Annotated in this window: 23 protein-coding genes; 10 read left to right on the forward strand and 13 right to left on the reverse strand. The window is 73.0% G+C overall.

The window, feature by feature from the left end:
- Window positions 1-8: 8 nt before the first annotated feature.
- From QM595_RS10285 to QM595_RS10325, 9 genes are read left to right on the forward strand one after another with little or no spacing between them, the layout of a single operon-like run.
- Window positions 9-521: a hypothetical protein gene (locus tag QM595_RS10285; RefSeq protein WP_415171451.1), complete on the forward strand. Its 513-nt coding sequence runs from the start codon at window positions 9-11 to the stop codon at window positions 519-521.
- Window positions 518-1,909: an AAA family ATPase gene (locus tag QM595_RS10290; RefSeq protein WP_415171452.1), complete on the forward strand. Its 1,392-nt coding sequence runs from the start codon at window positions 518-520 to the stop codon at window positions 1,907-1,909. The genes QM595_RS10285 and QM595_RS10290 overlap by 4 nt, the downstream gene beginning before the upstream one ends.
- Complete coding sequence (locus QM595_RS10295; protein WP_415171453.1) at window positions 1,906-3,168, forward strand: hypothetical protein; 1,263 nt, start codon at window positions 1,906-1,908, stop codon at window positions 3,166-3,168. The genes QM595_RS10290 and QM595_RS10295 overlap by 4 nt, the downstream gene beginning before the upstream one ends.
- Complete coding sequence (locus QM595_RS10300; protein WP_415171454.1) at window positions 3,165-4,115, forward strand: glutamate ABC transporter substrate-binding protein; 951 nt, start codon at window positions 3,165-3,167, stop codon at window positions 4,113-4,115. Before QM595_RS10295 ends, QM595_RS10300 begins: the two co-directional genes overlap by 4 nt.
- On the forward strand, window positions 4,112-5,239 hold the full coding sequence (locus tag QM595_RS10305) for a hypothetical protein (protein ID WP_415171455.1): 1,128 nt from the start codon (window positions 4,112-4,114) through the stop codon (window positions 5,237-5,239). Before QM595_RS10300 ends, QM595_RS10305 begins: the two co-directional genes overlap by 4 nt.
- Entirely contained in the window at window positions 5,236-7,578 is a 2,343-nt protein-coding gene (locus tag QM595_RS10310) for a tetratricopeptide repeat protein (RefSeq protein ID WP_415171456.1), read from the forward strand. Before QM595_RS10305 ends, QM595_RS10310 begins: the two co-directional genes overlap by 4 nt.
- Window positions 7,575-8,696 (forward strand): PP2C family protein-serine/threonine phosphatase, encoded by a 1,122-nt coding sequence (locus tag QM595_RS10315; RefSeq protein WP_415171457.1) that lies wholly within the window; start codon window positions 7,575-7,577, stop codon window positions 8,694-8,696. The genes QM595_RS10310 and QM595_RS10315 overlap by 4 nt, the downstream gene beginning before the upstream one ends.
- Window positions 8,697-8,731: 35 nt before the next feature.
- Window positions 8,732-10,027 carry a VWA domain-containing protein gene (locus QM595_RS10320; protein ID WP_415171458.1) on the forward strand — a complete coding sequence of 432 codons (1,296 nt, stop codon included), beginning with the start codon at window positions 8,732-8,734 and terminating at the stop codon, window positions 10,025-10,027.
- Window positions 10,027-10,785 carry an FHA domain-containing protein gene (locus QM595_RS10325; RefSeq protein ID WP_415171459.1) on the forward strand — a complete coding sequence of 253 codons (759 nt, stop codon included), beginning with the start codon at window positions 10,027-10,029 and terminating at the stop codon, window positions 10,783-10,785. The genes QM595_RS10320 and QM595_RS10325 overlap by 1 nt, the downstream gene beginning before the upstream one ends.
- On the opposite strand, the gene fdhD is transcribed toward QM595_RS10325, so the two are convergent.
- From fdhD to QM595_RS10355, 6 genes are all read right to left on the reverse strand, one after another.
- On the reverse strand, window positions 10,786-11,622 hold the full coding sequence (fdhD, locus tag QM595_RS10330; RefSeq protein WP_415171460.1) for a formate dehydrogenase accessory sulfurtransferase FdhD: 837 nt from the start codon (window positions 11,620-11,622) through the stop codon (window positions 10,786-10,788). It abuts the gene before it with no gap.
- A 4-nt stretch (window positions 11,623-11,626) separates the two neighbouring features.
- Window positions 11,627-13,912, reverse strand: coding sequence for an FdhF/YdeP family oxidoreductase (locus tag QM595_RS10335; RefSeq protein ID WP_415171461.1), 2,286 nt, complete (start codon window positions 13,910-13,912; stop codon window positions 11,627-11,629).
- Window positions 13,913-13,985: 73 nt separating this feature from the next.
- Window positions 13,986-14,441: an SRPBCC family protein gene (locus QM595_RS10340; protein WP_415171462.1), complete on the reverse strand. Its 456-nt coding sequence runs from the start codon at window positions 14,439-14,441 to the stop codon at window positions 13,986-13,988.
- A gap of 52 nt (window positions 14,442-14,493) precedes the next feature.
- On the reverse strand, window positions 14,494-15,270 hold the full coding sequence (locus tag QM595_RS10345; protein WP_415171463.1) for a lipoyl protein ligase domain-containing protein: 777 nt from the start codon (window positions 15,268-15,270) through the stop codon (window positions 14,494-14,496).
- Entirely contained in the window at window positions 15,267-16,760 is a 1,494-nt protein-coding gene (locus QM595_RS10350; protein WP_415171464.1) for an FGGY family carbohydrate kinase, read from the reverse strand. Before QM595_RS10350 ends, QM595_RS10345 begins: the two co-directional genes overlap by 4 nt.
- The gene (locus tag QM595_RS10355; RefSeq protein WP_415171465.1) at window positions 16,757-18,370 is read right to left on the reverse strand and encodes an FAD-dependent oxidoreductase; all 1,614 of its coding nucleotides are present in this window, start codon (window positions 18,368-18,370) and stop codon (window positions 16,757-16,759) included. The genes QM595_RS10350 and QM595_RS10355 overlap by 4 nt, the downstream gene beginning before the upstream one ends.
- Before the next feature lie 206 nt (window positions 18,371-18,576).
- Here QM595_RS10355 and QM595_RS10360 point away from each other — a divergent pair, with 206 nt between their 5' ends.
- Window positions 18,577-19,533 (forward strand): sugar-binding transcriptional regulator, encoded by a 957-nt coding sequence (locus tag QM595_RS10360; protein WP_415171466.1) that lies wholly within the window; start codon window positions 18,577-18,579, stop codon window positions 19,531-19,533.
- 60 nt (window positions 19,534-19,593) lie between these two features.
- Here the strand turns inward: QM595_RS10360 and QM595_RS10365 are convergent, their stop codons facing one another.
- From QM595_RS10365 to QM595_RS10395, 7 genes are read right to left on the reverse strand one after another with little or no spacing between them, the layout of a single operon-like run.
- Window positions 19,594-21,321, reverse strand: a complete 1,728-nt coding sequence (locus QM595_RS10365) for a glycerol-3-phosphate dehydrogenase/oxidase (RefSeq protein ID WP_415171467.1) — start codon at window positions 21,319-21,321, stop codon at window positions 19,594-19,596.
- Between the two features lie 21 nt (window positions 21,322-21,342).
- The gene (locus QM595_RS10370) at window positions 21,343-22,167 is read right to left on the reverse strand and encodes a serine hydrolase domain-containing protein (protein WP_415171468.1); all 825 of its coding nucleotides are present in this window, start codon (window positions 22,165-22,167) and stop codon (window positions 21,343-21,345) included.
- 4 nt (window positions 22,168-22,171) lie between these two features.
- Window positions 22,172-22,831, reverse strand: coding sequence for a 2-oxo acid dehydrogenase subunit E2 (locus QM595_RS10375; RefSeq protein ID WP_415171469.1), 660 nt, complete (start codon window positions 22,829-22,831; stop codon window positions 22,172-22,174).
- Window positions 22,828-23,688: a class II fructose-bisphosphate aldolase gene (locus QM595_RS10380; RefSeq protein WP_415171470.1), complete on the reverse strand. Its 861-nt coding sequence runs from the start codon at window positions 23,686-23,688 to the stop codon at window positions 22,828-22,830. The genes QM595_RS10375 and QM595_RS10380 overlap by 4 nt, the downstream gene beginning before the upstream one ends.
- A gap of 28 nt (window positions 23,689-23,716) precedes the next feature.
- On the reverse strand, window positions 23,717-23,959 hold the full coding sequence (locus QM595_RS10385; protein WP_415171471.1) for a biotin/lipoyl-containing protein: 243 nt from the start codon (window positions 23,957-23,959) through the stop codon (window positions 23,717-23,719).
- A gap of 41 nt (window positions 23,960-24,000) precedes the next feature.
- On the reverse strand, window positions 24,001-25,041 hold the full coding sequence (locus tag QM595_RS10390) for an alpha-ketoacid dehydrogenase subunit beta (RefSeq protein ID WP_415171472.1): 1,041 nt from the start codon (window positions 25,039-25,041) through the stop codon (window positions 24,001-24,003).
- Window positions 25,038-26,024: a thiamine pyrophosphate-dependent dehydrogenase E1 component subunit alpha gene (locus tag QM595_RS10395; RefSeq protein ID WP_415171473.1), complete on the reverse strand. Its 987-nt coding sequence runs from the start codon at window positions 26,022-26,024 to the stop codon at window positions 25,038-25,040. The genes QM595_RS10390 and QM595_RS10395 overlap by 4 nt, the downstream gene beginning before the upstream one ends.
- Window positions 26,025-26,078: the final 54 nt, after the last annotated feature.

Here is a 26,078-nt window from a genome sequence, read left to right on the forward strand (position 1 = left end):
GTGTTCCCGTGGGGCTGACATCGTGGTGGCGCCGGGTGCGCGGCACCACGACCGCGCCCGAGTACGCCGTGCCGGCGGCACCGACGGAGCGCGACGTGCTCGCGGCACTGAACCGGGTCAACGACCTGCTGCACGAGGGCGGCGCGCCGCCGGTCGTGGTCTCCCGGGTGGTCCGGATCGCGCGCACCATCCAGCAGACCCTGCCGCGGCTGCGCGACCTGGGGCTGGGCAGCCAGGAGAGCTATTCAGTGGTGGCCACCGCCACCGACTATCTGCCCGAGGCGGTCGGCGGCTATCTGCGGCTGCCCCGGGAGTGGGCCGACACCCGACCGGTCGACGGCTCGAAGACCTCGCTGATGCTGCTCGTCGAGCAGCTCGACCTGCTCGGCGCGACCATGGACAGGATCTTCGACGCGGCCAACCGGGCCGACGCGCAAGCGCTGGTGGCGCACAGCCGGTTCCTGGAGGCCAAGTTCGGGCACACCGCGACCGGCGGGGACCTCGGGCTGGGGACGCCATGACTACGCTGGCCCAGGCGCTGATCTCGCTCGCGTCGGTGGCGGAGGCCGCCGGTGCCGACCCGGCGCAGGCGCGGGCCGAGGGCGAGGCGCTGGCCGCCACCGTCTCGGAGCCGGCCCGGGGCGCCTACCTCGACTGGGCCGAGCAGACCGGTCGCACGCCGTCCTCCGAGACCTACTTCGAGACCGCCTCGCGGGGCCGGCGCTACCGCAGCGCCCCGACTCCGACCATGGCGGCGCTCGCGCTCGCGCGCTCCCCGCACGCCCCGGCGTACGCCGCCGCGCTCGGCGAGGTCGCCCAGGCCGGGGCCGGGCTCGGCGAGGCCAATCCGCGCTCGCTCGGCAACGCGGCGATGGCGAGCGCCGCCCAGCTCGCGCCGCCGGACCCGGACCTCCCCCGGGTCGATGCCCGGGTCGAACAGCGCCCGGGCAGCGTGGCGACAGCGCCCGCTGCCAACCCTCCGGCTACGCCGCCCGCCGAGGAGCCGGTCGAGGAGCCGGGCAAATCGGTGGAGGAGCTGCTGGCCGAGCTCGACGCCCTTGTCGGGCTGAGGGAGGTCAAGGCCGAGATCCACCGGCAGGCCGCCGTGCTGCGGGTGGAGGGGCTGCGCCGGGCCGCCGGTCTGGACACCCCGACCATCACTCGGCACCTGGTCTTCAACGGCAATCCGGGCACCGGCAAGACCACCGTGGCCCGGCTGGTGGCCGGCATCTACCGTGCGCTCGGCCTGCTCTCCCGAGGCCAGTTGGTCGAGGTGGACCGCTCCGATCTGGTCGCCGGCTATCTCGGGCAGACGGCCATGAAGACCGCCGAGGTGGTCGCCTCGGCCGTCGGCGGGGTGCTCTTCATCGACGAGGCCTACTCCTTGACCGGCGACCAGTACGGCGCCGAGGCGGTCGACACGCTCGTCAAGGAGATGGAGGACAAGCGCGAGGATCTCGTCGTCATCGTGGCCGGCTACCCGGTCCCGATGGCCCTCTTCATCGCGCAGAACCCCGGCCTGGAGAGCCGCTTCCGCACGGTCATCGACTTCGCCGACTACAGCGACGACGAGTTGGTCGCCATCTTCGTCACTATGGCCGCCGCCGCCGACTACGACCTCGGCGAGACCGACGACGAAGCCGGGGGGACCGGCGAGACCGGCGACGCTGGCCCGAACACCGACAACCCGGTCCTCGCCCGGCTGCGTGCCCTGCTGGCGGAGGCCGAGCGCGGCCCGACCTTCGGCAACGCCCGCTATGTCCGCAACCTGCTGGAGGCCGCCATCGGCCGGCACGCCTGGCGGCTGCGCGAGGTCGAGTCGCCCACCGTCGAGCAGCTCCGGCTGCTCACTCCCGAGGATCTCGCCGACCCCGACTCACCCCAGCCCGAATCTCAGGAGGACACGTGAGCGTGAGCCAGGCCGCGCCGGCCGCACCGGCGCCCACCCCGCCCGGCCCAGCCAACCAGCCCACCACGCGGCAGCCGGCCGGCTTCGTGGACACGCCCGGGCAACTCGACCGCTGGCAGAGCCTCGGCATGGCGGCGGCGATCCTCTTCGGCATCCTCAGCGCCCTGATCCAGGTGCTCAGCTGGAGTTCCGACGGCCGGGCGGCCGACGACACCGAGCAACTGGTGCGGGTGCAGGAGATCCAGTCCTCGCTGCTCCGCGCCGACGCGTTGACCACCAACGCCTTCCTGGTCGGCGGACTGGAGGACGCCGACCAGCGAGCCGAGTACGACGCCTCGATGACCGAGGCACTCCAGCTGATCACCGACGCCGCGGACGCGCAGCCGGCCGACCGGGCCGCGCTGGCCGCGCTCAACGTCGAGGTGAGCGACTACACCACGGCCGTCACCCAGGCCCGCACCAACGCCCGGCAGGGCTTCCCGGTCGGCGCCGCCTATCTCACCGAGGCCGGCGACGGCCTGCGGGGAGAGGCGCTGCCGATCCTGGACAAGCTCGTCGAGGCCAACACCGACCGGTCCGGCTCGGCGATGTCCGGCCAGCACCCGCTATGGCTGCTGGGCATCGGCGTCCTGGCCTGCGCCACGTTGTGGTGGATCAACCGTGCCCTGGCCCGGCGGTTCCACCGCCGGGTCAACGTGGGCCTCGCCGTCGCCGCCGCGATCATCGCGGTGCTGACGCTGGTCACCACGGCGCTGGCCCTCGGGCGCGCGAGCAGCAACGACGACCTGCATGCCGGCGCCTATCGCACCGCCTCGGACGCCGCGACCGCTCGCACCGCGGCCAACGACGCCAAGGCCAACGAGAGCCTGCGGCTGATCAAGCGCGGGTCCGGGCAGGCCTACGAGACGGCCTGGACGGCGTCGGTCGACAAGGTCGACGCGCTCGGCGTCGGCACCAGCGACTGGGACGCCTACCTGGCTGCCCATCAGCAGATCGTGGACCTCGACGAGGGCGACCAGTGGCGCGAGGCGGTCACCCTCGCGACCACGTCCGAGGCAGAGGGATCCACGCCCGCCCTCAACGCCTTCGACACCCATCTGGAGCAGCAGGTGGCCACCGCCGGCAGCACCGCCACCCACGAGCTGCGCAGCGGTCGCGGCGCGGCGCTGACGATCGCCGTGCTCACCCTGCTGCTCGGCATCGTCGCCGCCGTCGCCGTCGCGCGCGGCATCGGCACCCGGCGTCAGGAGTTCTCATGAGAATCGGATTCGCCCTCGCCGCCCTGGCCGCCGGCCTGGTGCTGGCAGCCTGCGGGTACGACGCCACCGAGGTCCCCACCCCGGCTGCGGCGGACGCCTCGCTGACTCCCGCGCAGGAGCTGAGCTGCGACAACACCGCCGACTCGGTCCGCTCCTATGCCCCGGACGGCACCACCGACGGACCCGCGCTGCAGCGCATCAAGGAGCGCGGACGGCTGATCGTCGGCGTCTCGGCCGACACCTATCTGCTGGGCTACAGCAACCCGTTCACCGCCGAGCTGGAGGGCTTCGACATCGACATCGCCCGCCACGTCGCGGCGGCCATCTTCGGGGTCAAGGACGGCAAGGCCGACTCCTACCTCCAACTCCGGGTGATCACCGCCGCGGAACGGGTCAGCCTGCTGGAGTCCGGCGAGATCGACATGGTCGCCCGCAATATGACCATCAACTGCGAGCGCTGGCAGCAGGTCGGCTTCTCGGCGGTCTATTACGAGGCCGGCCAGAAGGTGCTGCTGCGCGAGGACCTGGCCGCCGACTACCACGAGCCCGGCGATCTCGACGGTCACACCGTGTGCGCCCCGACCGGCACCACCAGCCTGGACAACATCCGTGAGCTGGCGTCGGCCGCCGAGGTGGTGCCGGCCACCAACCACACCGGGTGCCTGGTGCTCTTCCAGAACGGCAAGGTCGACGCGATCACCGGCGACGACGCCGTGCTGGCCGGCCTGGCCGCCCAGGACCCCTACGCCGTCGTACCGGAGCAAGAGGCCTTCACCAGCGAGCCCTACGGGCTGGCCACCAACGCCTCGGACGTGGACCTGCTGCGCTTCGTCAACGGCGTGCTGGAGCAGATGGCCGCCGACGGCAGCTGGCAGAGCATCTACGACACGTGGCTCGCTCCGACCCTCGGCGAAGGCACCCAGCCGACGCCGCAGTACGGCCGGTGACCACCGCCGTGGCCGCCACGCCCGCTCCTGCTCCCCCGGGGCGACTCGGCCAGGCGCCCGAGCCCGCCGAGATCCAGCGCTATCTGGCCGAGCTCGACACCTGGCTGCGCGACCGGCGTGTCGAGCTCGACGAGCTCGACACGGCGGCGCTGGCGGCGGGGCGAGGCGGCGAGGTGGCCGGCGACATGTCCCTGGCGCTGGCGCTGTGGAAGGCGATCACCGACCGCTACCAGCTCATCTTCGCGACCTGGGACGGCGGCCGGGTGCTGACCCAGGACCGGGAGCGGATCGCCGGGCTGATCTGGGGCCGGCTCGACGGCGCCAGCGAGATGCCCGGCGGCCTGGCGGTCTCGCTGCCCGAGGCCTCCCAGCTGCTCGACGCCCTCACCGGGCAGCTGCGCAGCCGGCTCGCGCTGCTGCCGGGCGCCGCCGACGCGGCCGCCAGGGTCAAGAGCCTGCGGGCACAGCTGGAGCGGGTCCGCGACCAGGTCGGCCTGGAGCCGGCGCTCACCCGGGACCAGGCCGTCGACCGGCTCGCGGGCCTGCTGCTGCGACTCGACGACATCGGCGAGCGGGCCAGCCGCGGCGCCGACGTCGCCGGCCTGCTCGGGCCGCTGGAGATCGAGGCGACCACGTTCGAGCGTGACCTGATCGTCGGTAACGCCCGCCGCCGCGACGCCCGCGACCAGATCCTCTCCGCGCGCGAGCTGCGCGCGGACCTGGAGGCGCGAGCGGACGCGCTGCGCAAGCTCGCGGAGGTCTGTGTGACGACCGTCGATCCTGCTCCCAACAACGCCGTCCCCGACGTGGCGGCACTCGGACCGGTGCCGGTCACGCCGGAGGAGATCGGCCCCTACCTGCAACGGCTCGACCGGGTCTCCCAGGCGCTGGAGGTGGCCCAGCACCGCTACGCCGACGCGCTGGCCGAGCACACCGCGCTGGTCGAGCTGCTCGACGCCTACCGCGCCAAGGCCCGAGCGCTGGGCCTGGCCGACTCCGCCGACCTGGCCGAGACCGAGCGCCTGGCCCGCGAGGTGCTGGCCCGTCGGCCGGCGCCACTGGCCGTCGCCCGGCAGCTCGTCGCCCTCTACCAGACCTGGCTCGACAAGGAGACGCCTCGATGACCGCACCCACTTGCACGCAGCCCGGCTGTACCGGCTCCGTCGTCGACGGCTACTGCGACGTCTGCGGCATGGCGGGTGCCGCCGACGCTCCCACCCCTCCGACGGCCGGCGGCCGGTGTACGCAGCCCGGCTGCACCGGCTCGATCCTGGACGGCTACTGCGACGTCTGCGGCTCCCCCGCTGCCGCGGCCGGCTCGGGGTCCGCCGGAGAGACCAGCAGCGCGCCGGCTGGCGTCGGCAGTGAGCACTCCGTGGTCGCCTCCTCCTCGCGGGTCCAGTCGGCCGCCATCGGCTCGCGGCGCGCCGGGGGCACCGGTGCGACCCGTCGTACCCGCTCGGGCTCACAGCGGATGCGCGCCGCCCGGCTCGGCGCCGGGCTCACGACGGTGCCGCCGGCGCCGGCCGTCGACGCCGCCAGCGCGATCCTGGCCGACCCGCAGGTGCCCGAGGAGAAGAGGTGGTGCGCGAAGTGCGGAGCCGCCGTCGGCCGCGGCATCGACGGTACCCCCGGCCGCGCCGAGGGCTTCTGCCCGCAGTGCGGCAACCCGTTCTCCTTCACCCCGAAGCTGGTCGCCGGCGACCTGGTGGGCGGGCAGTACGAGGTCGCGGGGGCGCTCGCGCACGGCGGACTCGGCTGGATCTACCTGGCCCGCGACCGCAACGTCTCCAACCGCTGGGTGGTGCTCAAGGGCCTGCTCAACTCCGGTGACCCCGACGCGCTCGCGGCGGCGATCGCCGAGCAGCAGTTCCTCGCCCAGGTCGAGCACCCCAATATCGTCGAGATCTACAACTTCGTCACCCACGAGGGTGCCGGCTATATCGTCATGGAGTACGTCGGCGGCAAGTCGCTCAAGCAGATCCTCAAGCAGCGGATGGCCGACAACGGCGGCGCCTACAGCCCGCTGCCGGTCGACCAGGCGCTGGCCTACATCCTGGAGCTGCTGCCGGCGTTCGGCTACCTGCACGACCTCGGCCTGGTCTACTGCGACTTCAAGCCCGACAACATGATCCAGGTCGGCGACGCGATGAAGCTGATCGACCTCGGCGGGGTGCACCGCATCGACGACGAGGACTCGGCCATCTACGGCACGGTCGGCTATCAGGCGCCGGAAATCGCCGAGGTCGGCCCGAGCGTGGCCTCCGACATCTACACCATCGGCCGCACCCTGCTGGTGCTGTGCATGGAGTTCCGCGGCTATCAGGGTCGCTACCTGCACAGCCTGCCGGACGTGGCCGACACGCCGCTGTTCCAGGACTACGACTCGCTGTACTGGCTGATCGCCAAGTGCTGCGCCCCCGACCCGGCGGACCGGTTCGCCTCGGTCGACGAGCTGCGCACCCAGATGCTCGGCGTGCTCCGCGAGGTGGTGGCTCGCAACCATGCCGGTCCGGCGACCACCTCCACCGCGTCGGTGCTCTTCGAGGCACCCGCCACCGCGAGCCCCATCACCGAGTGGACTCAGCTGCCGCGGCTGCGCGAGGACGTCACCGACCCGCAGTACGCCTGGCTGACCAGTATCCGCTCCGATGACCCGGCCGAGCACCTGCGCAACCTGCAGGATGCCCCCGCGGACTCGGCCGAGGTCTGGCTGACCCGGGCCCGGGCGGCGCTGCTGGTGGGCGACGCCGCTGCCGCCCGCCAGGCCACCGAGGCGCTGCTCGCCCAGGACCCGTGGGAGTGGCGGGCGCTGTGGCTCGACGGGCTCGCCGCCGTCCGCGCGGCGGACTGGGACGCCGCGAAGGCGGCCTTCAACGCCGTCTACCAGCAGGTGCCCGGCGAGCTGGCCGCCAAGCTCGCCCTCGCGCACGCCTGCGAGCAGGGCGGCCTCCCCGAGGTCGCCGAGAGCCTCTACCAGGTCTGCGTCCAGACCGACGCGGCCTACGTCGCCCCCGCCGCGTTCGGGATGGCCCGGGTGCGGGCCGCCCGGAGCGAGGTGACCGCCGCCGTCGAGGCGCTCGACCTGGTGCCGACGACCAGCCGGGGCTATCTCGAGAGCCGGCAGCTGCGCGCCGAGGTGCTGCTCGACGACACCTCCGCCTCCGCCGCGCCCGGACAACGGCTGGCCGTGCTCGACCAGGCCATGCGCACCATCGAGCAGGCCCAGCTCGACGGGCCGACCAGGCAGCGGTTCGCGGTCCGCATCCTCACCGAGGCGCTGCCTGTCGTGCAGGGTCAGGCCGCGGCCGGGACCATCGGCTCGGTGCCGGCCACCGAGACCGGCGTCCGGGACGGCCTGGAGCGGGCGCTGCGAGCACTGGCCCGCGACGCCGGGGAGGTCGAGGAGCGGGTCGACCTGGTCAACCAGGCCAATGCGGTGCGGAACTGGAGCCTGACGTGACCACGACCCCGACCGCCGCGGCGGCGGCGTGCCCGGCCTGCGGCGCGAGCGTCCCGCCGAGGGCCCGGTTCTGCGAGTCCTGCGGCGCCGGCCTCGATCAGGCCGCCGGGGGCGCGGCGAGCCCGACCACCCCCGACGCTGCCGAGGACAGTCACGAGATCGCTCCGATCAGCGCGCCCACCCGGCGGCCGTCGGGCGCGCTGCCCGACCCCCAGGTCCAGGCCGGCGCCGTGGACCGCTGCGCCGACTGCGGTGCCACGGTCGGGCCGGACGGCTACTGCACCGAGTGCGGCGCCAAAGCGCCCAGCCCACGCGACCACTTCCGCGAGCAACCGGCCAGCTGGGTCGCGGGGGTGTGCGACAAGGGCGTCGGCAAAGCCGGCAACGAGGACGCGATGGCGCTCCTCGCCGGCCGCGAGCCTGGCTCGCGGGCGGTGCTGATCGTGCTCGACGGGGTGTCCAACTCGCTGCACTCCGCCAAGGCGTCCCTGGCCGGGGCGAAGGCCGCCCGCGACGTGCTCCGGCTGCCGCTGCCGACCGGACTCGGCACCCCCGCCGGGCGTGAGGCCGCCGTGACGAAGGTGCTCACGACCGCGGTGAGCGCCGCCAACAACGCCATCGTCGCCGGCACCGACCCCGGCTCGCCCAACCCGGCCTCGGCGACGATCGTCTTCGCCGTGCTGGAGGGCCGCCGGATCCACTATGCCGGGGTCGGGGACTCACGGGCCTACTGGCTGCCCGACACCGAGCCCGGCGTCCAGCTGACGGTCGACGACTCGCTCGCGCAGGACCAGATCGCGGCCGGCGTGCCGCGCCAGGACGCCGAGGCCTCCCCCCAGGCCCACGCCATCACCAAGTGGCTCGGCCGCGACGCGGAGGACATCGCGCCCCGGATCGGCCACCTCGACGTCACCGCGGCGGGCTGGCTGCTGGTCTGCTCCGACGGGCTGTGGAACTACGCCTCCGAGCCGGCCGCGCTGCAGCGGCAGATCGCCGCCAGCGGTACGACGGACCCTGCCGAGCTCGCGCTCGCCCTGGTCGGTTTCGCCAACGCCGCGGGCGGGCATGACAACATCACCGTCGCCCTGGCTCGCGTCAAGGCCGAACTCGACGGGTAGGTTGGCCGACACCACACTGCACGGAGAGGATGGCCATGGCCGAGTTCACCGCCGCCGTCTACCAGAACGAGTTCCTGCCCGACGGCGGGACCGACGTCCATGCCATCGTCACCATCACCAGCTCGGGGGCGGGCACGGCCGGGCAGTCCGGCTCGGGCGAAGCCGGCGAGATCATCATCGTCGACACCTCCGGGTCGATGGGGATCGAGACCATGGCGGCGGCCCGGGATGGCGCCCAGGCGGCGCTCGCGGAGATCCTCGACGGCACCTGGTTCGCCGTCGTCGCCGGGACCGACCAGGCAGCTCTGGCCTATCCTCCCGTGCGCAGCGGCCCGGGCCTGGTGCGGATGTCGGAGGCGACCCGGCACGAGGCCGCCACCGCGATCGGCAAGCTCAAGTCGGGCGGCGGCACCGCCATCAGCACCTGGCTCGATCTAGCCGGCCAGCTGTTCAGCTCGGTGCCGGAGGTCACCCAGCGGCATGCGCTGTTGCTCACCGACGGCGAGAACCAGGAGAGCGGCAGCCTCCTCGCCGATGCGATCGGGCGAGCCACCGGCTACTTCCAGTGCGACTGCCGGGGTGCCGGGACCGACTGGAAGGTGGCCGAGCTGCGCACCATCGCCCAGGCGCTGCTGGGCACCGTGGACATCATCCCCGCGCCCAAGCAGATGCGGGCGCAGTTCCAGGAGATCATGCGGGCCTCGATGGCGCGCGGCATCGCCGACGCGAAGCTGCGGGTGTGGGCGCCACAGGGTGCCCAGATCCTGTTCGTCCGCCAGGTCGCTCCCACGCTGGAGGAGCTCACCGACCGTCGCGTCGAGGTCAATCCGCTGACCGGCGACTACCCCACCGGGGCATGGGCCGACGAGTCCCGGGACTATCACATCGCGGTCCGCGTCGCCGCCAAGGCGATCGGCCAGGAGCAGCTCGCCGCCCGGGTGCAGCTGGTGCTGCCCGGCGCCGAGCCGGAGGTGGCCGCCCAGGGTCTCGTCAAGGCGACCTGGTCGAACAACTCCGAGCTCACCGCGCGGATCGACCAGCAGGTCGCGCACTACACCGGACAGGCCGAGCTGGCCGCCGCGATCCAGGAGGGTCTGGCGGCTCGGGCCGCGGGCGACGACGCCACCGCGACCACCAAGCTGGGCCGGGCGGTGCAGCTCGCCGCCCAGACCGGCAATGAGGAGGCCACCACCCGGCTGCGCAAGGTGGTCGACATCGAGGACGAGGCCGAGGGCACCGTGCGACTCAAGCGGACGGTGGACAAGGCCGACGAGATGGCCCTCGACACCGCCTCCACCAAGACCACCCGTATCGGGAAGAGCGGCACCTGATGTCGAGCCCTCACCGGTGTCCCGCCGGGCACGACTCGGCCGCCGAGGACTACTGCGACGTCTGCGGCCTGGCGATCCTCGCCGGGGCTACGACGAGCGCCCCGCCCGTGCCCGACCCGGTCGCGGAGTCGGCCCAAGCGTCGACCGTGGCGGGCGATGCCCAGGCGGCGCCCGCCACGCCAGTCACGGCCCAGTGCCCCAGCTGCCAGGCCGACAACCCGGCCAATGCGCTGTTCTGCGAGGCATGCGGCTACGACTTCACGACCGGCAGCCTGCCCCGCCCGGCGGCCCCGCCAACGAGCACGCCAGCGGCCACCCCGCCGAGCAGCCCCGGCGAGGTCGCTCCGCCGCTGCCGGACGGCTGGGTGGCGGAGGTCTGGATCGACCCTGACTGGTATGTCGACCAGGCCAGCACCGACCCGCTCCCCTCGGCCGGCGCCCCCGTCGTCGTAGCGCTGCGGGCGACCTCGATCCTGATCGGCCGCACCTCCCAGAGCCGCAACATCCATCCCGACCTCGAGCTCGGCTCCGATCCGGGCATCAGCCGTCGACACTGCCAGCTCACCACCGACGGCACCCGCTGGTGGGTCGAGGATCTCGGCTCCTCCAACGGGACCTATGTCGGGGCCGCCGTCGGCGGGCTGCCGACCGCGCCGGTCCAGCCGGGCACCAAGCGCGAGATCGGCCCCCAGGAATGTCTCTTCCTCGGCGCTTGGACGCGGGTCGTGCTGCGCCGGGCAACGCCGGGCGAGATCTGATCACGACGCCGGCCGGGGCTCGATCCGCTCCGCGCCGGCGTAGACGTTCATCGAGGAGCCGCGCAGGAAGCCGACCAGGGTCAGGCCGTTGTCCTCGGCGAGCTCGACGGCCAGCGAGGACGGCGCCGAGACGGCCGCCAGTGCCGGGATGCCGGCCATGACCGCCTTCTGCACCAGCTCGAAGGAGGCCCGGCCGCTGACCGCCAGCACGGTGCCGCGCAACGGCAGCATCCCCTCGCGGGCGGCGTGGCCGACCACCTTGTCCACCGCATTGTGACGACCGACGTCCTCGCGGGCGCAGAGCAGCTCGCCGTCGGCGGCGAAGAGCCCGGCGGCGTGCAGCCCGCCGGTGCTGTCGAAGACCCGCTGCGCGGCGCGCAGCCGCTCGGGCAGCGAGGACAGCAGCGCCGGGGCGATCCGCAGCGGGTCCTCGGCGACCGACCATGCCGACGCGGTGCGCACCGCCTCCAGCGACGCCTTGCCACACAGGCCGCACGAGGAGGTGGTGTAGAAGCTGCGCTCCAGCGAGGCGCTGGGCGCGGGCACCGCCGGGTCCAGCACCACGTCGACCACGTTGTAGGTGTTGACGCCGTCGGCGGTGGCGCCCAGGCAGTAGCGCACCCCGGCGACGTCGGCGCTCGCGTGCACCACGCCCTCGCTCACCAGGAAGCCCACCGCCAGGTCGAAGTCGTCGCCGGGCGTGCGCATGGTGACGGTCAGCGGCCGGCCGTCGACCCGGATCTCCATCGGTTCCTCGGCGGCCAGCGTGTCGGGTCGCTGGGAGAGGGCGCCGTCGCGCACCCGCAGCACCCGTCGTCGTACCGTCACCCGGCCCATCGGCTCAGCCCGCCGCCGCGGTCGGCTCGAGCCGGACGATGACGCCCTTGGAGGTCGGCGTGTTGCTGACCTCCGCCACGCTGTCGAGCGGCACCAGCACGTTGGTCTCCGGGTAGTAGGCCGCGGCGGAGGACCGCGCCGTCGGATAGGAGACGACCCGGAAGCCGGGTGCGCGCCGCTCGACGCCGTCGTGCCAGAGGCTGACCAGGTCGACCAGGTCGCCGTCGGCGATGCCGAGCTCGGCCAGGTCCTCGGGGTTGACCATGACGACGCGGCGGGCGTGGTGGATGCCCCGGTAGCGGTCGTCCATGGCGTAGGGGACGGTGTTCCACTGGTCGTGCGAGCGCAGCGACTGGAGCACCAGGTGTCCGGCCGGCGGCACCAGCATGGTCAGGTCGTTGCAGGTGAAGACGGCCTTGCCGCTCGGCGTCGGGAAGACCCGGCTGCTGACCGGGTTCGGAAGCCGGAAGCCGCCGGTGCCCGAGACCCGCTCCTCGAAGTCCTCGAAGCCGGGTACGACGCGGGAGATCCGGTCGCGGACCCGGCTGTAGTCGCGCTCGAACTCCTCCCAGGGGATGTCGACCCGGTCCCCCAGCAGGCGCCGGGCGAGCCGGGAGATGATCGCCACCTCGCTGAGCAGCCAGGGCGAGGCCGGCTCCAGCCGGCCGCGGGAGGCGTGGACCTCGCTCATCGAGTCCTCGACGGTGACGAACTGCTCGCCGGTCGCCTGGACGTCGCGGTCGCTGCGTCCCAGGGTGGGCAGGATCAGCGCGGTCTCGCCGCAGACGGTGTGCGACCGGTTGAGCTTGGTAGAGACCTGCACGGTCAGCCGGCACCGCCGCAGCGCCTGCTCGGTGACCTCGCTGTCGGGAGCGGCGCGGACGAAGTTGCCGGCCACGCCGACGAAGACGCAGGCTCGGCCCTCGCGCATCGCCCGGATGCCCTCGACGGTGTCGAGGCCGGGCTCGACCGGCGGGTCGAAGCCGAACTCGCGGCCGAGCGCGTCCAGGAACGGCCGGGGCATCCGCTCCCAGATCCCCATGGTCCGGTCGCCCTGGACGTTGCTGTGGCCGCGCACCGGGCAGACGCCGGCGCCGGGACGGCCGAGGTTGCCGCGCAGCATCAGGAAGTTGACGATCTCCCGGATGGTGGGCACGCCGTGCCGGTGCTGGGTCAGCCCCATCGCCCAGCAGACGATGACCCGCTCGCTGGCGAGCACCCGCCGGGCGACCCGCTCGATCTCCTCGCGGGCCAGCCCGGTCGCGGTCAGCGTCTCCTCCCAGGTGATCGCCCGGACCTGGTCGGCGAAGTCGGCGAAGCCGGTGGTGTGGGTCGCGATGAAGTCGTGGTCGAGCACGGTGCCGGGAGCGGCGTCCTCGGCCTCGAGCAGCAGCCGGTTGAGCATCTGGAACAGCGCCAGGTCGCCGCCGGCACGGATCTGCAGGAAGTCGTCGGCGATGACGGTGCCACGGCCGACGACGCCGCGTGGCCTCTGCGGGTTCTTGAACCGGATCAGCCCGGCCTCGGGGAGCGGGTTGACGGCGACGACGTGGCCGCCGTTGCGCTTGGTCTCCTCCAGCGCGGTGAGCATCCGGGGATGGTTGGTGCCGGGGTTCTGGCCGACGACGAGGATCAGGTCCGCGTGGTGGATGTCGGCCAGCGAGACGCTGCCCTTGCCGACCCCCAGCGTCTCCGTCAGCGCCGAGCCGCTGGACTCGTGGCACATGTTCGAGCAGTCGGGGAGGTTGTTGGTGCCATAGGCCCGGGCGAGGAGCTGGAGCAGGAAGGCCGCCTCGTTGCTCACCCGACCGGAGGTGTAGAACATCGCCTGGTCCGGCGAGGACAGGCCGCGCAGCTCGCTGGCGATCAGGTCGAGCGCGTCGTCCCAGCCGATGGGCTCGTAGTGGCTGCCGCCGGGTCGCTTGACCATCGGCTCGGTGAGCCGGCCCTGCTGGTTGAGCCAGTAGTCCGACCTCCCGTCCAGCTCCTCGACGGAGTGCGTCGCGAAGAATTCCCGGGTCACCCGTCGGGTGGTCGCCTCGTCGTTGACGTGCTTGGCGCCGTTCTCGCAGTACTCGTTGCGGTGCCGGGGGTCGGGATCCGGCCAGGCGCAGCCGGGGCAGTCGATCCCCCCGGCCTGGTTCACGTTGAGCAGCGTCAGGGCGGTACGCCGCAGCGAGGTCTGGGAGAGCGAGTAGCCCAGCGCGTGGGCGACCGCCGGCACGCCCGCCGCCCAGGTCTTCGGCGGGGTGACGGACAGCTCGTCGGCCGGGTCCTCGATCGGGTCCATAGTCAGCCGACCAGGGTGACGGTGTCGGGGAAGGCGGCGGCGACTCCCGGCTCACTGGACTCAGAGCGTGTTCTCATGCCGCCTCTGCCACCGCCTTCATGCGCTCCAGGGTCCGCAGCATCCCGCGGCGGTTGGTGCGACCGCGCAACAGCCCGAAGGCCGCCCAGTAGACCCGGGTCAGCGCATTGGTCTGCAGCGCGAACGACTCGGTGACCTCGGTGCCCTCGCCGTCCGGGCGGAGCTGGTAGCGCCAGTTGTTGATGCGGGCGCCGGCGCCGTAGACGGTGAAGCCGAAGTCGCGCTCGGGGATGCAGGAGGTCACCTTGCAGGAGGTCCAGTAGACCGGTCCGATGCCATTGCGCCGGACGTGACCGCGGAAGTGGGCGCCGAGCTCGGGGCCGGTGGCCCCGTCGACCCACTCGGCCTCGAAGGTCTCGGGGCTGAACTCGCCGATCCTGGTGACGTCGCTGATCAGGTCCCAGACGACCGAGGGTGGTGCCGCGATGCGGAGTGTCACTGAGCCTTTCACGCTCCAGAGCCTAGTAGCCTGTCGCGGCTAGCCGCGTCGGGAACGCCAGGCGTCACACCGCGAAGAGCGGCGTGACGAGGGCGACCGGCGCGTCGGGGAGGCCGACCGTCTGCGGGCTGCCGACCGGGAGGAGCCCGCGCAGCCGTGCCAGCAAGGCCGACCTCACCTGGTGGACGTCCACCCCGGGGACGGTGTCCATGACCGAGCCGACCGTCTCCGGCCGGAGGTCGAGTCCCAGCTCGTCGTACCCGACCGCAAGCGCCGCCCGGACTCGGTCGACCGGGCCGATCGAGACCACGGCGCTGAGCAGATAGCCCGCCCGAACGATGCGCTGGCCGACCCCGACCAGCTTGGCGCGACCGGCGTCGCTGACACTGAACTCGCCATCGCAGTACTCCCCCGGCACCGGACCGACCCGGGCATCGACGCCGAGGTCGCGCAGCCCGTCGGCCAGGACCTCGGAGAACGCGGCGAACCGCTCCCGGACGTGCTCTCGAGGCGCCCGGTGCGGGGCCATCAGGTGGATGACGAGCGCGCCCTCGTCGTAGATCGCGAGGTGTCCGCCGACCGGGCGCACCATCGGCACGAAGCCACGCTCCAGGAGCACCCGCCGTGCCGCCGGATAGCCTGGCCGTCGCGCGTCGCGGCCGCTGAACGCCGCCGTCGGCGGCGGCACCATCAGTTCGAGCCTGGCCTCGACCGAGCCGCTCACCAAGTCGTCGAGCCGGCGGCGGACCCAGCGCACGTCGTCCGGGCCGGCACGGGGAGGCACCAGATGTGCGACGGCCCGGCCGTGACCGAAGGCGTCGCCCCGGGGAGCGATGGTCACGAGGCTGTTCCGGTCACGGTGCGCACGGCGGTGGTCCAGCCGGCGTAGAGACCGTCTCGCCGGTCCGCGGACATCCGGGGCTCGAAGACACGGTCGGCCGCCCAGCGCTCGGCGAGATCGCCCAGCTTCCACAGACCGCCCGCGACTCCGGCGACATGAGCCACGCCGAGCGCGGTCTGCTCGAGCAGCCGGGGACGCAGCACCGGCACGCCGAGGATGTCGGCCTGGAACTGGCAGAGCAGCTCGTTGGCGACGGCACCCCCGTCGACGCGCAGCTGCGGCACCGCGACACCGCCGGCCTGGAACGCCTCGACGACGTCCCGGGTCTGGTAGGCCAGCGACTCCAGCCCGGCGCGTACGACGTGCTCGCGACCGCTCTCGAGGGTCAGTCCCACGATCGCGGCGCTGGCCTCGCGCACCCAGTGCGGCGCGCAGATACCGGCGAAGGCCGGCACGACGTAGACCCCGTCGGTGTCGGGGACCCGGCCGGCGACGTCCTCGACGCGCTCGCCGGGGCCGAGCACGCCCAGCTTCTCGCGTAGCCACTGCAGCGTCTGCCCGCAGTGGAAGACGACGCCCTCGGCCTCGTAGTCGGTGCGGCCTTCGAGGGTCCATCCCACGCTGGCGGTCAGGCCGTCGAGGACGGCCGGCTGCCGGCCGGTGTTGGCGGTCACCACCCCGGCGGTGCCATAGGTGTTCTTGACCGTGCCGGGCGCCAGGCAGCCCTGGCCGAACATCCCGGCCATCTGGTCGCCCATCACCGCGGAGAGCGGGAACGGCGCGGTGCCGGGCAGGGCCAGGTCGCGGGGGCGGACCTCGTCGAAGTGGCCGTCGGAGGGGCGCACGTCGGGCAGCACCGACATCGGCACGCCGGTGGCGGCGCAGAGCTCCTCGTCCCAGGCCAGGTCGGCCAGCGAGAACAGCGCGGTTCGAGACGCCTCGCTCGGGTCGGTGGCGTGGCAGCGGCCGCCGGTGAGGTTCCAGATCAGCCAGCTGTCGAGGGTGCCGAAGGCGAGCTCCCCGGCCAGCGCCCGGTCGCGGGCGCCGGGCACGGTCTCGAGCAGCCAGGCCGCCTTGGCGGCGCTGAAGAAGGAGTCGTTGAAGAGGCCGGTGCGCTCGCGGAAGACCGGGTCCAGGCCCTCGGCGCGCCACCGCTCGACGATCGGGTCGGTCTGCTTCGAGAGCCACATGATCGCGTGGTGCACCGGCTCGCCGGTGGCCCGGTCCCAGAGCAGGCAGGTCTCCCGCGAGGTGGTGACTCCGGCCCCGGCGATGTCGTCGGTGGTCGCGCCCGCGTGGTCGAGCGCCTCGGCGAGCGAGTCGCGCAGCGCCCCCCACAGCTGCCAGGGGTCCAGCTCCACCCAGCCACGGTGCGGGAAGAGCGGCTCGGTGGGGCGCCGGGCCTCGGCGGCGATCTCGCCGTCGGCGCCGACCAGCACCGCCCGGGCGCTGGTCGAGCCGAGGTCCAGCGCCAGGGCGTAGCGGCTCATGACACGGCGACCGGCTGCGGCACGGCGAGCCGGCCGAGCCACTCGTCGTACTCCTCGACCTCGGCCGCGCAGCGCTGCTCGTCCCAGCCGAGCCGCGGCGCGAGCACGGCGAGGACGGCGTCGAGCGAGTCGCGGCCGTGGCCGGGCTCGAAGGCGAGCAGCACGCGACGGGCAAGCACGTCGGTCAGGGTACGCGCCAGCTCGTGGCGCACCGCGAAGAGCAGCTCGGCGCCGATCGCACCCGTGGGCTCGTGGACGACCTCAAGCAGCGTCGGGTCGTCATCGGCCTCCCGTACGACGTCGACGGCGCGGCCGCCGTAGAGGGCGAGCAGCCGATCCGCGGTCCGGGCCGCGAGGCCGCGGCCGAGCAGGAAGTCCCGCGAGCGACCGAGGTCACCGACGGCTCCCGGCAGCGGCAGCGAGGCGGTCACGCAGCGTGGCGCCGTGCGGCCGAGCCGCCGGAACGCGTCGTCGACGGCGTCCTCGGCCAGCTGGCGGTAGGTGGTCAGCTTGCCGCCGACCACGGTGATCAGGCCGGGCAGCTCGGGTCCGTGGTCGTGCAGCACGTGGCTCCGCGGCACCTCCCACTCCTCGACGTCGGGGGCGTAGGGCAGCGGCCGGACGCCGGAGTAGGTGAACAGGACGTCACCGGGGGTGAGCCCCGCACCGGGCACCAGCTGGTTGACCTCGTCGAGCAGGTAGGTCATCTCGTCGACGTCGCAGCGCGCCTCGCCGGGATCCTCCTCGAACCGGCGGTCGGTGGTGCCGATCAGGTAGCGGCCCAGCCACGGGATCACCAGCACCAGCCGGCCGTCGGTCTTGGACTCGTAGTAGACGACGTCGTCCGGCGCGCCGGGGAACGGGTCGACGACGAGGTGGCTGCCCTTGGTGCCGCCGTTGAGGCGGGGCTGCGGCGGCGCGCCGCGCCGGAAGATCCGGTCGATCCAGGGTCCGGCGACGTTGAGCACGAGAGGGGCGCGGACCTCGTGCAGCTCGTCGGTGGTGGTGTCGCGGTAGCGCACGCCGACCACCCGGCCGAGCTCGAGCACCGGCTCCTCGACGCGGGCCTTGGTGCGGATCTCGGCACCGTCGCCCAGCGCGGCCAGCGCGACCTCGACGCAGAGCCGCTCGGCGTACTCGACCTGACCGTCGGTGAACACCGTCGCTCCGCTGAGCCCGTCGGTGCCGATCCCGGCGAAGCGGGCGCGGGTCTCCGCGGCCGAGAGCACCTCGTGGCGCCGGGTGCTCTTGTCGAAGGAGAGCACGTCGTAGGCGATCATGCCGACCCGGATCAGCCAGGCGGGGCGCCGGTTGTGCCGGTAGAGCGGCATGATCAGCCGCTTCGGCTTGACCAGGTGCGGCGCCAGCCGGAAGAGCCGCTCGCGCTCGCGCAGCGACTCGCGCACCAGCGCGAAGTCGCGGTGCTCGAGGTAGCGCAGCCCGCCGTGGACCAGCCGGCCCGACCAGGCCGAGACGCCGCTGCAGAGGTCGTCCTGCTCCAGCAGGAGCACGCGCAGGCCGCGCAGGGCGGCGTCGCGGGCGATGCCGAGGCCGTTGATCCCCGCTCCCACGACGATCAGGTCGTAGGGCGTGCTCGTCTCGGTCACCATCGGACTCTCCTTAAGCATCAATATTCATATCATGCATCTACATGTAGTGTAAGTGGCGTCACACCCGGGCTGTCAAGGATCCGCGGCAGCGACGGGGCGGCCAGCAGGCCGCGTCGCGGCGCAATGCAGGCCGGATCGATCGCCGCTCCCTAGAATGGCCCGGCCCTCCGCACCGGGGTGGCGGCGAACCCGGAGAGGCAGGACCGATGGCCGACATCGAGAATCAGCGCCTGATGATCAAGGTCGCCCGGCTCTACCACACGCACGGGATGCGGCAGACCGACATCGCCGAGCGGCTGCAGATCTCGCAGTCGCGGGTCTCCCGGCTGCTGACCCAGGCCGAGGAGGCCGCCATCGTCCGCACCGTCGTGGCCGTGCCCCGGCACGTCCACGCCGAGCTGGAGGAGCAGATCGAGCGGCTCTACGACGTCAGCGAGGTGCACGTCGTCGACGCCGTGAGCAGCCGGCAGGACGAGCTCAACCGCGACCTGGCCCATGCCATGGCGGCGCTGCTGAACGAGATCACCGCGGACACCCCGGTCATCGGGTTCACCTCGTGGAGCCAGACGCTGCGCCTCGCCATCGACGCGCTGCAGCCGATGCGCACCCACACCGAGCGGGTGGTCGAGCTGCTCGGCGACCTCGGCCCCCCCGACCTCCAGCACGACGCCGCCCGCTCGACGCAGCGCTTCGCCACCCTCACCGGTGCGCAGCCGGTCTTCCTGCGCACCCCCGGCGTGGTCACCTCGGTGGAGATGAAGGACCTGCTGCTCAGCCGCGATCTCCATGCCCGACAGGCACTGGAGATGCTCGACTCGATCGATCTCGCCCTGGTCGGCATCGGCGCCAACACGGTGGATCCGGCGCTGAGTCCGGGCGACAACTTCTTCACCGAGGAGCAGTTCGCCGCCATGCGCGAGCGGGGCGCGGTCGGCGAGGTCTGCCTGCACTTCCTCGACGAGCACGGTGAGCCGATCGCCGACGGCCTGGACGACCTGGTCGTGGGCGTCACGATGCAGCAGCTGCGATCGGCGCGCCGGCGCTGGGCCGTCGCAGGCGGAGTGCGCAAGCACGAGGCCATCGGCGCGGCGCTGCGCGGCGGCTGGATCGACACCCTGGTCACCGACGTCGCCACCGGCGAGCACCTGGTCGCCACCGGCTGACACGGCGGCTGACACGGCGGCTGACACGGCGGCTGACGGCAGCTGACGGCAGCCCGTGGCTCAGTCCGGCCTGCCGTGTCCCGCCATCCGGCGCAGATCGGGGGCGCCCAGCCGGGCCCGCTCGGCGAGCACGTCGTCGTGCAACTCCTGGGAGGCCCGCTCGGCGGCCACCCGGACCTGATAGGCCTCCACCTCCCGGGCCGTCGTCGCCGCGTCCCAGCCCAGGACCGGGCCGGCGATCTCCGCGGCGGCCCGGGCGGTCTCGATGCCGCGGTGGCCGGTCTCGACCGAGATGCGAGTGCGGCGGGTGAGCACGTCGTCGAGGTGGAGCGCCCCCTCGTGGGTGACCGCGTAGCGGATCTCGGCGCGCAGATACTCCGGCGCGCCCGGCATCGGCTCGAGCAGGGTGGCGTCCTCGACGGCGACCACCTCGGTGAGCAGGGTGCCGTAGCGGCGCAGCAGCCGGTCGATCTGGCCGGCCGGGAGGCCCAGCTCCAGCGCGAGGGAGTCGCGGCGCTCGGGCAGGCCGGCGAATCCCGCGCCGCCGAGCAGCGGCAGCCGGTCGGTCACCGACGGGGCGAGGTCCCCGCCGAGGTCGTCGGCGCAGGCATCGACGGCGTCGCGAGCCATCACCCGATAGGTCGTGTACTTCCCGCCGGCCACCGTGACCAGGCCCGGCACCGGCCGGCTCACGGCGTGCTCGCGGGAGACCTTGGCGGTGCTGGCCTCCTCGCCGGCCGAGAGCAGCGGCCGCAGCCCGGCGTAGACGCCGAGGATGTCGTCGTAGGTCAGCGGCCTGGTCAGCACGGCATTGACCCGGTCGAGCACGTAGTCGATGTCGCGCCGGCTCGCGGAGGGGTGGGCCAGGTCGAGGTTCCAGTCGGTGTCGGTCGTGCCGACGACCCAGCGGTCGCGCCACGGGATCACGAACAGCACCGACTTCTCGGTGCGCAGGATCAGCCCCGTCTCGGAGTCGATCCGGTCGCGGGCCACCACCAGATGGACGCCCTTCGAGGCCCGGATCCGGAAGTCGGCAGGGGCCTCGGCGAGGTCGTGCAGCCGGTCGCTCCACACGCCGGTGGCGCCGATCACCACCCGGGCCCGGACCTCGCACCGCTCGCCCGTGTCGGAGTCACGGAGCACGGCACCGGCCACCCGCTCACCCTCGCGCAGCAGCCGCACCACCTCGGTGGAGGTGCGTACGACGGCGCCCTGCGCGGCCGCGGTGCGGGCCACCGTCATGGTGTGCCGGGCGTCGTCGGTCTGGGCGTCGTAGTAGAGGATGCCGCCGGCCAGCGCCGACCTGCGCAACGACGGGCACCGCCGCAGCGCCGCGGCACGGCTCAGGTGCCGGTGCCGCGGCAGCGAGGAGCGGCCGCCGAGGGTGTCGTAGAGCAGTAGGCCGGCGCCGACGTAGGGCCGCTCCCAGCGGTGCTGGATCGGGTAGAGGAAGGGGACCGGCTCCACCAGGTGGGGGGCGATCCGGGTGAGCATCAGCTCCCGCTCGCGCAGCGCCTCGCGCACCAGCGGGAACTCCAGCTGCTCCAGGTAGCGCAGGCCGCCGTGGAAGAGCTTGCTGGAGCGCGACGAGGTGCCGCTGGCCAGGTCGCGCGCCTCGACGAGCGCGGTGCGCAGGCCGCGCGAGGCGGCGTCGAGGGCGGCGCCGGCGCCGGTCACGCCGCCGCCGACGACCAGGACGTCGAAACGGCCACCGGCGAGCTCGGCCCAGGCGGCCCGGTGCTCGGCGGGCCCGAGCCGACCAGGCGTGGGACGGGTGCTGATGGTCATGGCTGCTCCTCCTGGAGGCGATCAGTCCGAAGCGTGGCGGCGGGCCAGGACCAGGCCGGCCAGTTGCGGCCAGGCGGTCGTGGCCCAGGGGCCGAAGGGGGTCTCGCCGGCGCTGACGCAGGCCGTAGCAGCCTCCGGGTCGACCCAGAGGAACGAGCCGGACTGGCCGAAGTGGCCGAAGGTCGCCGGGCTGGCGGTGGGAGCGGTCCAGTGCGGGCTCTTGGTGCCCCGGATCTCCAGGCCGAGCCCCCAGTCGTTGGGGTCCTGCCGGCCGAAGCCCGGGAGGATGCCGGCCAGCCCGGGAAAGGTCGTGGTGGCGGTGGCCCGCACCAGGTGGGCCGGCAGCCGCCGCGGCGCGAGCAGCTCCCGCGCCAGCAGGGCGAGGTCGCCGACCGGTCCCTGGCAGCCGTGGGCCGGCGAGCCGTGCAACACGGTGCCGGTCATCCCCAGCGGGGTCAGCACGGTCTCGGCCAGCAACTCGGCGAAAGGCCGGCCGGCCCGGGCCGCGACCCGGTCGGCGAGCAGTTCGATGCCGCGGTTGGAGTAGATCCGCCGACGGCCCGGCGCGGCGACGATCCGGTCCTCGTCGAAGGCGACCCCGGAGGCGTGGGCCAGCAGGTGCCGGACGGTGGCCCCGGGCGGGCCGGCCGGCTCGTCGAGGTCGAGGAGGCCGGCATCGGCGGCGAGGAGGGTGGTCAGCGCGGCCAGGATCTTGGTCACCGATGCCCAGCGACATGGCGTCGTCAGGTCGCCGGCCGAGGCCACCACGCCGTCGGCGTCCAGTACGGCGACGCCGGCGGCCCCTGGCCAGGCCGTGAGCTCCTCGGCCAGGAGGCCGGCCAGCACCGGGTCAGGCTGATTCGAGGTGACCACGGAGATCGGCGAGGAAGGCGGCGCCGGTGGCGCCGTCCACCGCACGGTGATCGCAGGTGAGGGTGAGCTCGGCGATCGGCCGCCAGGCCGGGTCGCCGCCGTTCCAGACCTGCCGCTGCGTCGTCGTGCCCACCGCGAGGATGGCGACCTGCGGCACGTTGAGGATCGCGTCGAACCGGTCGATCCCCATCATGCCCAGGTTGGAGACGGTGAAGGTGCCGCCGGTGACGTCGGCCATCTGCAGCCGGCCCTCGCGGGCCCGGCTGGTGACGTCGCGGCGGGCCGCGGCCATCGCGGTGAGGTCGAGCGCCTCGACGCCGTGCACGACCGGCACCATCAGCCCGGCCTCGGTCGCCACCGCGATGCCGAGGTTGACCGAGGCGAAGGAGGTCACCGCCTCCTCGCCGTAGTGGGCGTTGATGCCGGGGTGCGCCAGGAGTGCCCGGGCACAGGCCAGCAGCAGGGCGTCGGTCACGGTCGCGCCCGGCACCCGGTCCTTGACCCCGAGCGCCGCGGTCATGTCGGCGGCGACGGTGAGGTGGAAGACCGGCGCCTCCCAGGCGGTCACCATCCGCCGGGCCGCCGTACGACGGATGCCCTTGAGCGGGGTGAGGGTGCCGTCCTCGGACACGGTCATGCCGAGACCCGTGCGCTCGGCGCCTGGCCGGCGCAGCCGTAGAGCTTCATCTTCTCCACGGTCGCGGCGATCATCCGCTCGCGGCCCTCGGCCACGGCCTCCTCGAACTGCCGGTCGCCCTGCTCCCAGACCGCTTCGATGCCGGCCCGGAACGCGTGCCGCAGGTCGGTGTCGGCGTTGAGCTTGGCGACGCCGGCCGCCATCGCCGCCCGGACCTCGTCCGGCGGCAGGCCGGAGGCGCCGTGGAGCACCAGCGGGATGCCGGTGGCTGCCTTGATCTGACCGATCCGCTCGATGTCGAGCGGCTGGGGCGCGGTGAGCGGCACGCCGTGGACGATGCCCACCGAGACCGCGAGGTAGTCCACGCCGGTCTCGGCGACGAACCGCTCGGCCTCGGCGACGTCGGTGTAGTAGGAGGACCAGTCGACCTGCTGGTCCGCGTCCGGGATCTTGCCGAGCTCGGCCTCGACCGGGATGCCGAAGTCGTGGGCGATCTCGACGATCCGCCGGGTGCTGCGGATGTTCTCCTCGAACGGCAGGTGCGCGCCGTCGTACATGACGGAGGTGAAGCCGAGCCTGATCGCCTCCAAGACCTCGTCCCACGGGCCGTGGTCGAGGTGGATGACGTAGTCGGCGGAGGACTCCTCGGCGACCCGCCTGGTCATCTCGTAAGCCTTGGCCAGCCCGAGGTGGGGGACGATGGCCCGGCCGACCTGGAGGAAGACCGGTGCGCTCGCCTGCTCCGCCGCACGCACCAGCGCCTCGGTGGTCTCGACGCTGTGCATGTTGAAGGCGCCGACGGCGTAGCCGCCGGACACCGCGTCCTGGATGAGGCCGCGCGGGTCGACCTGCGTCATCGTGCTCTCCTCTCGACGACCGGGCCGCTCAGGCGGTCTCGATATAGGCGACGACGGTGCGCACCTCGACGGTCTCGCCCTCGGGTACGACGATCTCGACGAGCGTCCCGCCGGCGGGCGACTCGAGGGTCTCCTCGACCTTCTCGGCCTCCACCTCGGCCAGCGGCTCGTCCTCGGCGACGGTGTCGCCGACGGCCTTGAGCCAGCTCGTGATAGTGCCCTCGCTCATGCCCATCCCCCACTGGGGAAGCAGCACCTCGATCTTTGCCATGTCGTTGCTCCTGTCGCTTCTTCGGATGTCTGGTGGGTCGATCAGCGGGACGCGAGCCGCTCGCGGGCCGCGTCGTCGGCCGGCGCGAAGCCGACCACCCGGCGGACGGCGTCGGCGATGCCCGCCCGGCTGGGGTAGAGCTGCTTCTCCAGCGCGGGGCTGAAGGGGATCTGCGTGTCGGGCGTGGTGACCCGGACGATCGGCGCGCGCAGCGAGGCGAACGCCTCCTCGGCGACGATCGCCGAGATCTCGGCGGCGGCCGAGCAGGTGCGGTGCGCCGGGTCGGCCACCACCAGCCGGCCGGTGCGCTGCACCGAGGAGACCACTGTCTCGGCGTCGAAGGGGACCAGCGTGCGGGGGTCGATGACCTCGACCGAGAGGCCCTCCTCCGCGAACGCCTCGGCGGCGGCCAGCGCCTCCGGCACCGCGCTGGAGATCGCGACCACGGTGACGTCGTCGCCGGCCCGGGCGATCTTGGCCTGGCCGAACGGGATGCGGTACTCCTCCTCCGGCACCTCGCCCTTCGAGCCCCACAACATGCAGGCCTCGAAGGTGAGCACCGGGTCCTCGGAGTCGACCGCGGTGCGCAGCAGGCCCTTGGCGTCGTACGGCGTGGCGGGCACCACGATCTTCAGGCCCGGCACGTTCATGAACATCGGGTAGGGCCGGTCGGAGTGGTGCGCGCCGGTGTTGAGCCCGTAGAACATCGCCGAGCGGAACACCACCGGCAGCGAGGCCTGGCCGCCGAACATGTAGCGGTTCTTGGCCGCCTGGTTCACGAACTGGTCCATGGCCATGTAGAGGAAGCTGGAGTAGGACAGGTCGACGATCGGGCGCAGTCCGGTCATCGCCGCGCCGATGGCGGCCCCGACGATGACCTCCTCCGAGATCGGGGTGTTGCGGATCCGGTTGGCCCCGAACATCTGCAGGAAGTCGCCCTTGTCCTGGCGCGACTTGCCGGCGCCGGTGGTGCCGTAGACATTGGCCTCGACGTCCTCGCCGATGATCACGACGCGGTCGTCGGACTCCATCGCCTCGCGCTGGGCGGCGCCGATGGCGCCGAGGTAGCTCATCACGGTCATGCGGTCACTCCGATCGGCTCGGTGTAGAGGTCCTGGAAGGCGATGGCGGGGTCGGGGAAGGGACTCTCGTCGGTGAACCGGACGGCCTCCTCGACCTCGGCGCGCACCTCGGCGTCGAGCCGGTCCAGCTCCTCCTCGGTGGCGATGCCGTCGGCGACCAGGCGCTGCCGGAACAGCACGATCGGGTCGCGCTCGACCCAGGCCGCGCGCTCCTCGGCGTTGCGGTAGTCGGTGCCGAGCCGGAGCCCCTCGGAGTGCTCGTTGAAGCGGTAGGTGACGACCTCGACCAGGGTCGGGCCCTCGCTGCGGCGGGCTCGCTCCACGGCCTCGTGCACGGCGTCGTACACCGCGAGGACGTCCTGGCCGTCCTCGACCCGGACGCCAGGGATGCCGAAGCCGGCGGCGCGCTCGGCGATGACCCCGGAGGTGACGGTGTGCGCGGGGGTGGAGAGCGCGTACTGGTTGTTCTCGCAGAGGAAGACGACCGGCAGGCTCCAGACGCCGGCGAGGTTCATCGCCTCGTAGAGGCAGCCCTGGTTGGCGGCGCCGTCGCCGAAGAAGGCCAGCGACACCTTGCCGTTGCCGAGCACCCTGCTGGAGAGAGCCGCGCCGGTGGCGATCGGGATGGAGGAGCCGACGATGCCGGACTCCCCGAGGCTGCCGACCGCGAAGTCGGCCAGGTGCAGCGAGCCGCCCTTGCCGCCACAGACGCCGGTGGCCTTGCCGACCAGCTCGGCCATCAGCGGCCCGAGCGGCGAGCCCTTGCCGATGGGGTGGCCGTGGCTGCGGTGGTTGCCGGTCATGTAGTCCTGGCCGCCCAGTGCCATGCAGGCGCCGACGACCTGGGCCTCCTGGCCGATGCTGGTGTGCACCGTCCCGGGGATCTGGCCGCGCTTGACCATCTTGGAGGCGCGCTCGTCGAAGTAGCGGATGCGAAGCATCCGGCGCTGCATCTCCAGCAGCACTGTGGGTGGAAGCGTCATGCCATCCTCACTTGGGTATTTATTCATTATTCGCATTTTCATGCTACGCGGCGT

Source organism: Nocardioides sp. (assembly GCF_047607185.1).
Classification (GTDB): Bacteria; Actinomycetota; Actinomycetes; order Propionibacteriales; family Nocardioidaceae; genus Nocardioides.

What these genes read in the sequence shown, in the direction of transcription:
- QM595_RS10290 (WP_415171452.1), top strand. Translation starts at nt 518, where the DNA reads ATGACTACGCTGGCCCAGGCGCTGATCTCGCTCGCGTCGGTGGCGGAG.
- QM595_RS10300 (WP_415171454.1), top strand. Translation starts at nt 3,165, where the DNA reads ATGAGAATCGGATTCGCCCTCGCCGCCCTGGCCGCCGGCCTGGTGCTG.
- QM595_RS10310 (WP_415171456.1), top strand. Translation starts at nt 5,236, where the DNA reads ATGACCGCACCCACTTGCACGCAGCCCGGCTGTACCGGCTCCGTCGTC.
- QM595_RS10320 (WP_415171458.1), top strand. Translation starts at nt 8,732, where the DNA reads ATGGCCGAGTTCACCGCCGCCGTCTACCAGAACGAGTTCCTGCCCGAC.
- QM595_RS10325 (WP_415171459.1), top strand. Translation starts at nt 10,027, where the DNA reads ATGTCGAGCCCTCACCGGTGTCCCGCCGGGCACGACTCGGCCGCCGAG.
- fdhD (WP_415171460.1), bottom strand. Translation starts at nt 11,622, where the DNA reads ATGGGCCGGGTGACGGTACGACGACGGGTGCTGCGGGTGCGCGACGGC.
- QM595_RS10335 (WP_415171461.1), bottom strand. Translation starts at nt 13,912, where the DNA reads ATGGACCCGATCGAGGACCCGGCCGACGAGCTGTCCGTCACCCCGCCG.
- QM595_RS10350 (WP_415171464.1), bottom strand. Translation starts at nt 16,760, where the DNA reads ATGAGCCGCTACGCCCTGGCGCTGGACCTCGGCTCGACCAGCGCCCGG.
- QM595_RS10355 (WP_415171465.1), bottom strand. Translation starts at nt 18,370, where the DNA reads ATGGTGACCGAGACGAGCACGCCCTACGACCTGATCGTCGTGGGAGCG.
- QM595_RS10360 (WP_415171466.1), top strand. Translation starts at nt 18,577, where the DNA reads ATGGCCGACATCGAGAATCAGCGCCTGATGATCAAGGTCGCCCGGCTC.
- QM595_RS10365 (WP_415171467.1), bottom strand. Translation starts at nt 21,321, where the DNA reads ATGACCATCAGCACCCGTCCCACGCCTGGTCGGCTCGGGCCCGCCGAG.
- QM595_RS10375 (WP_415171469.1), bottom strand. Translation starts at nt 22,831, where the DNA reads ATGACCGTGTCCGAGGACGGCACCCTCACCCCGCTCAAGGGCATCCGT.
- QM595_RS10380 (WP_415171470.1), bottom strand. Translation starts at nt 23,688, where the DNA reads ATGACGCAGGTCGACCCGCGCGGCCTCATCCAGGACGCGGTGTCCGGC.
- QM595_RS10385 (WP_415171471.1), bottom strand. Translation starts at nt 23,959, where the DNA reads ATGGCAAAGATCGAGGTGCTGCTTCCCCAGTGGGGGATGGGCATGAGC.
- QM595_RS10390 (WP_415171472.1), bottom strand. Translation starts at nt 25,041, where the DNA reads ATGACCGTGATGAGCTACCTCGGCGCCATCGGCGCCGCCCAGCGCGAG.
- QM595_RS10395 (WP_415171473.1), bottom strand. Translation starts at nt 26,024, where the DNA reads ATGACGCTTCCACCCACAGTGCTGCTGGAGATGCAGCGCCGGATGCTT.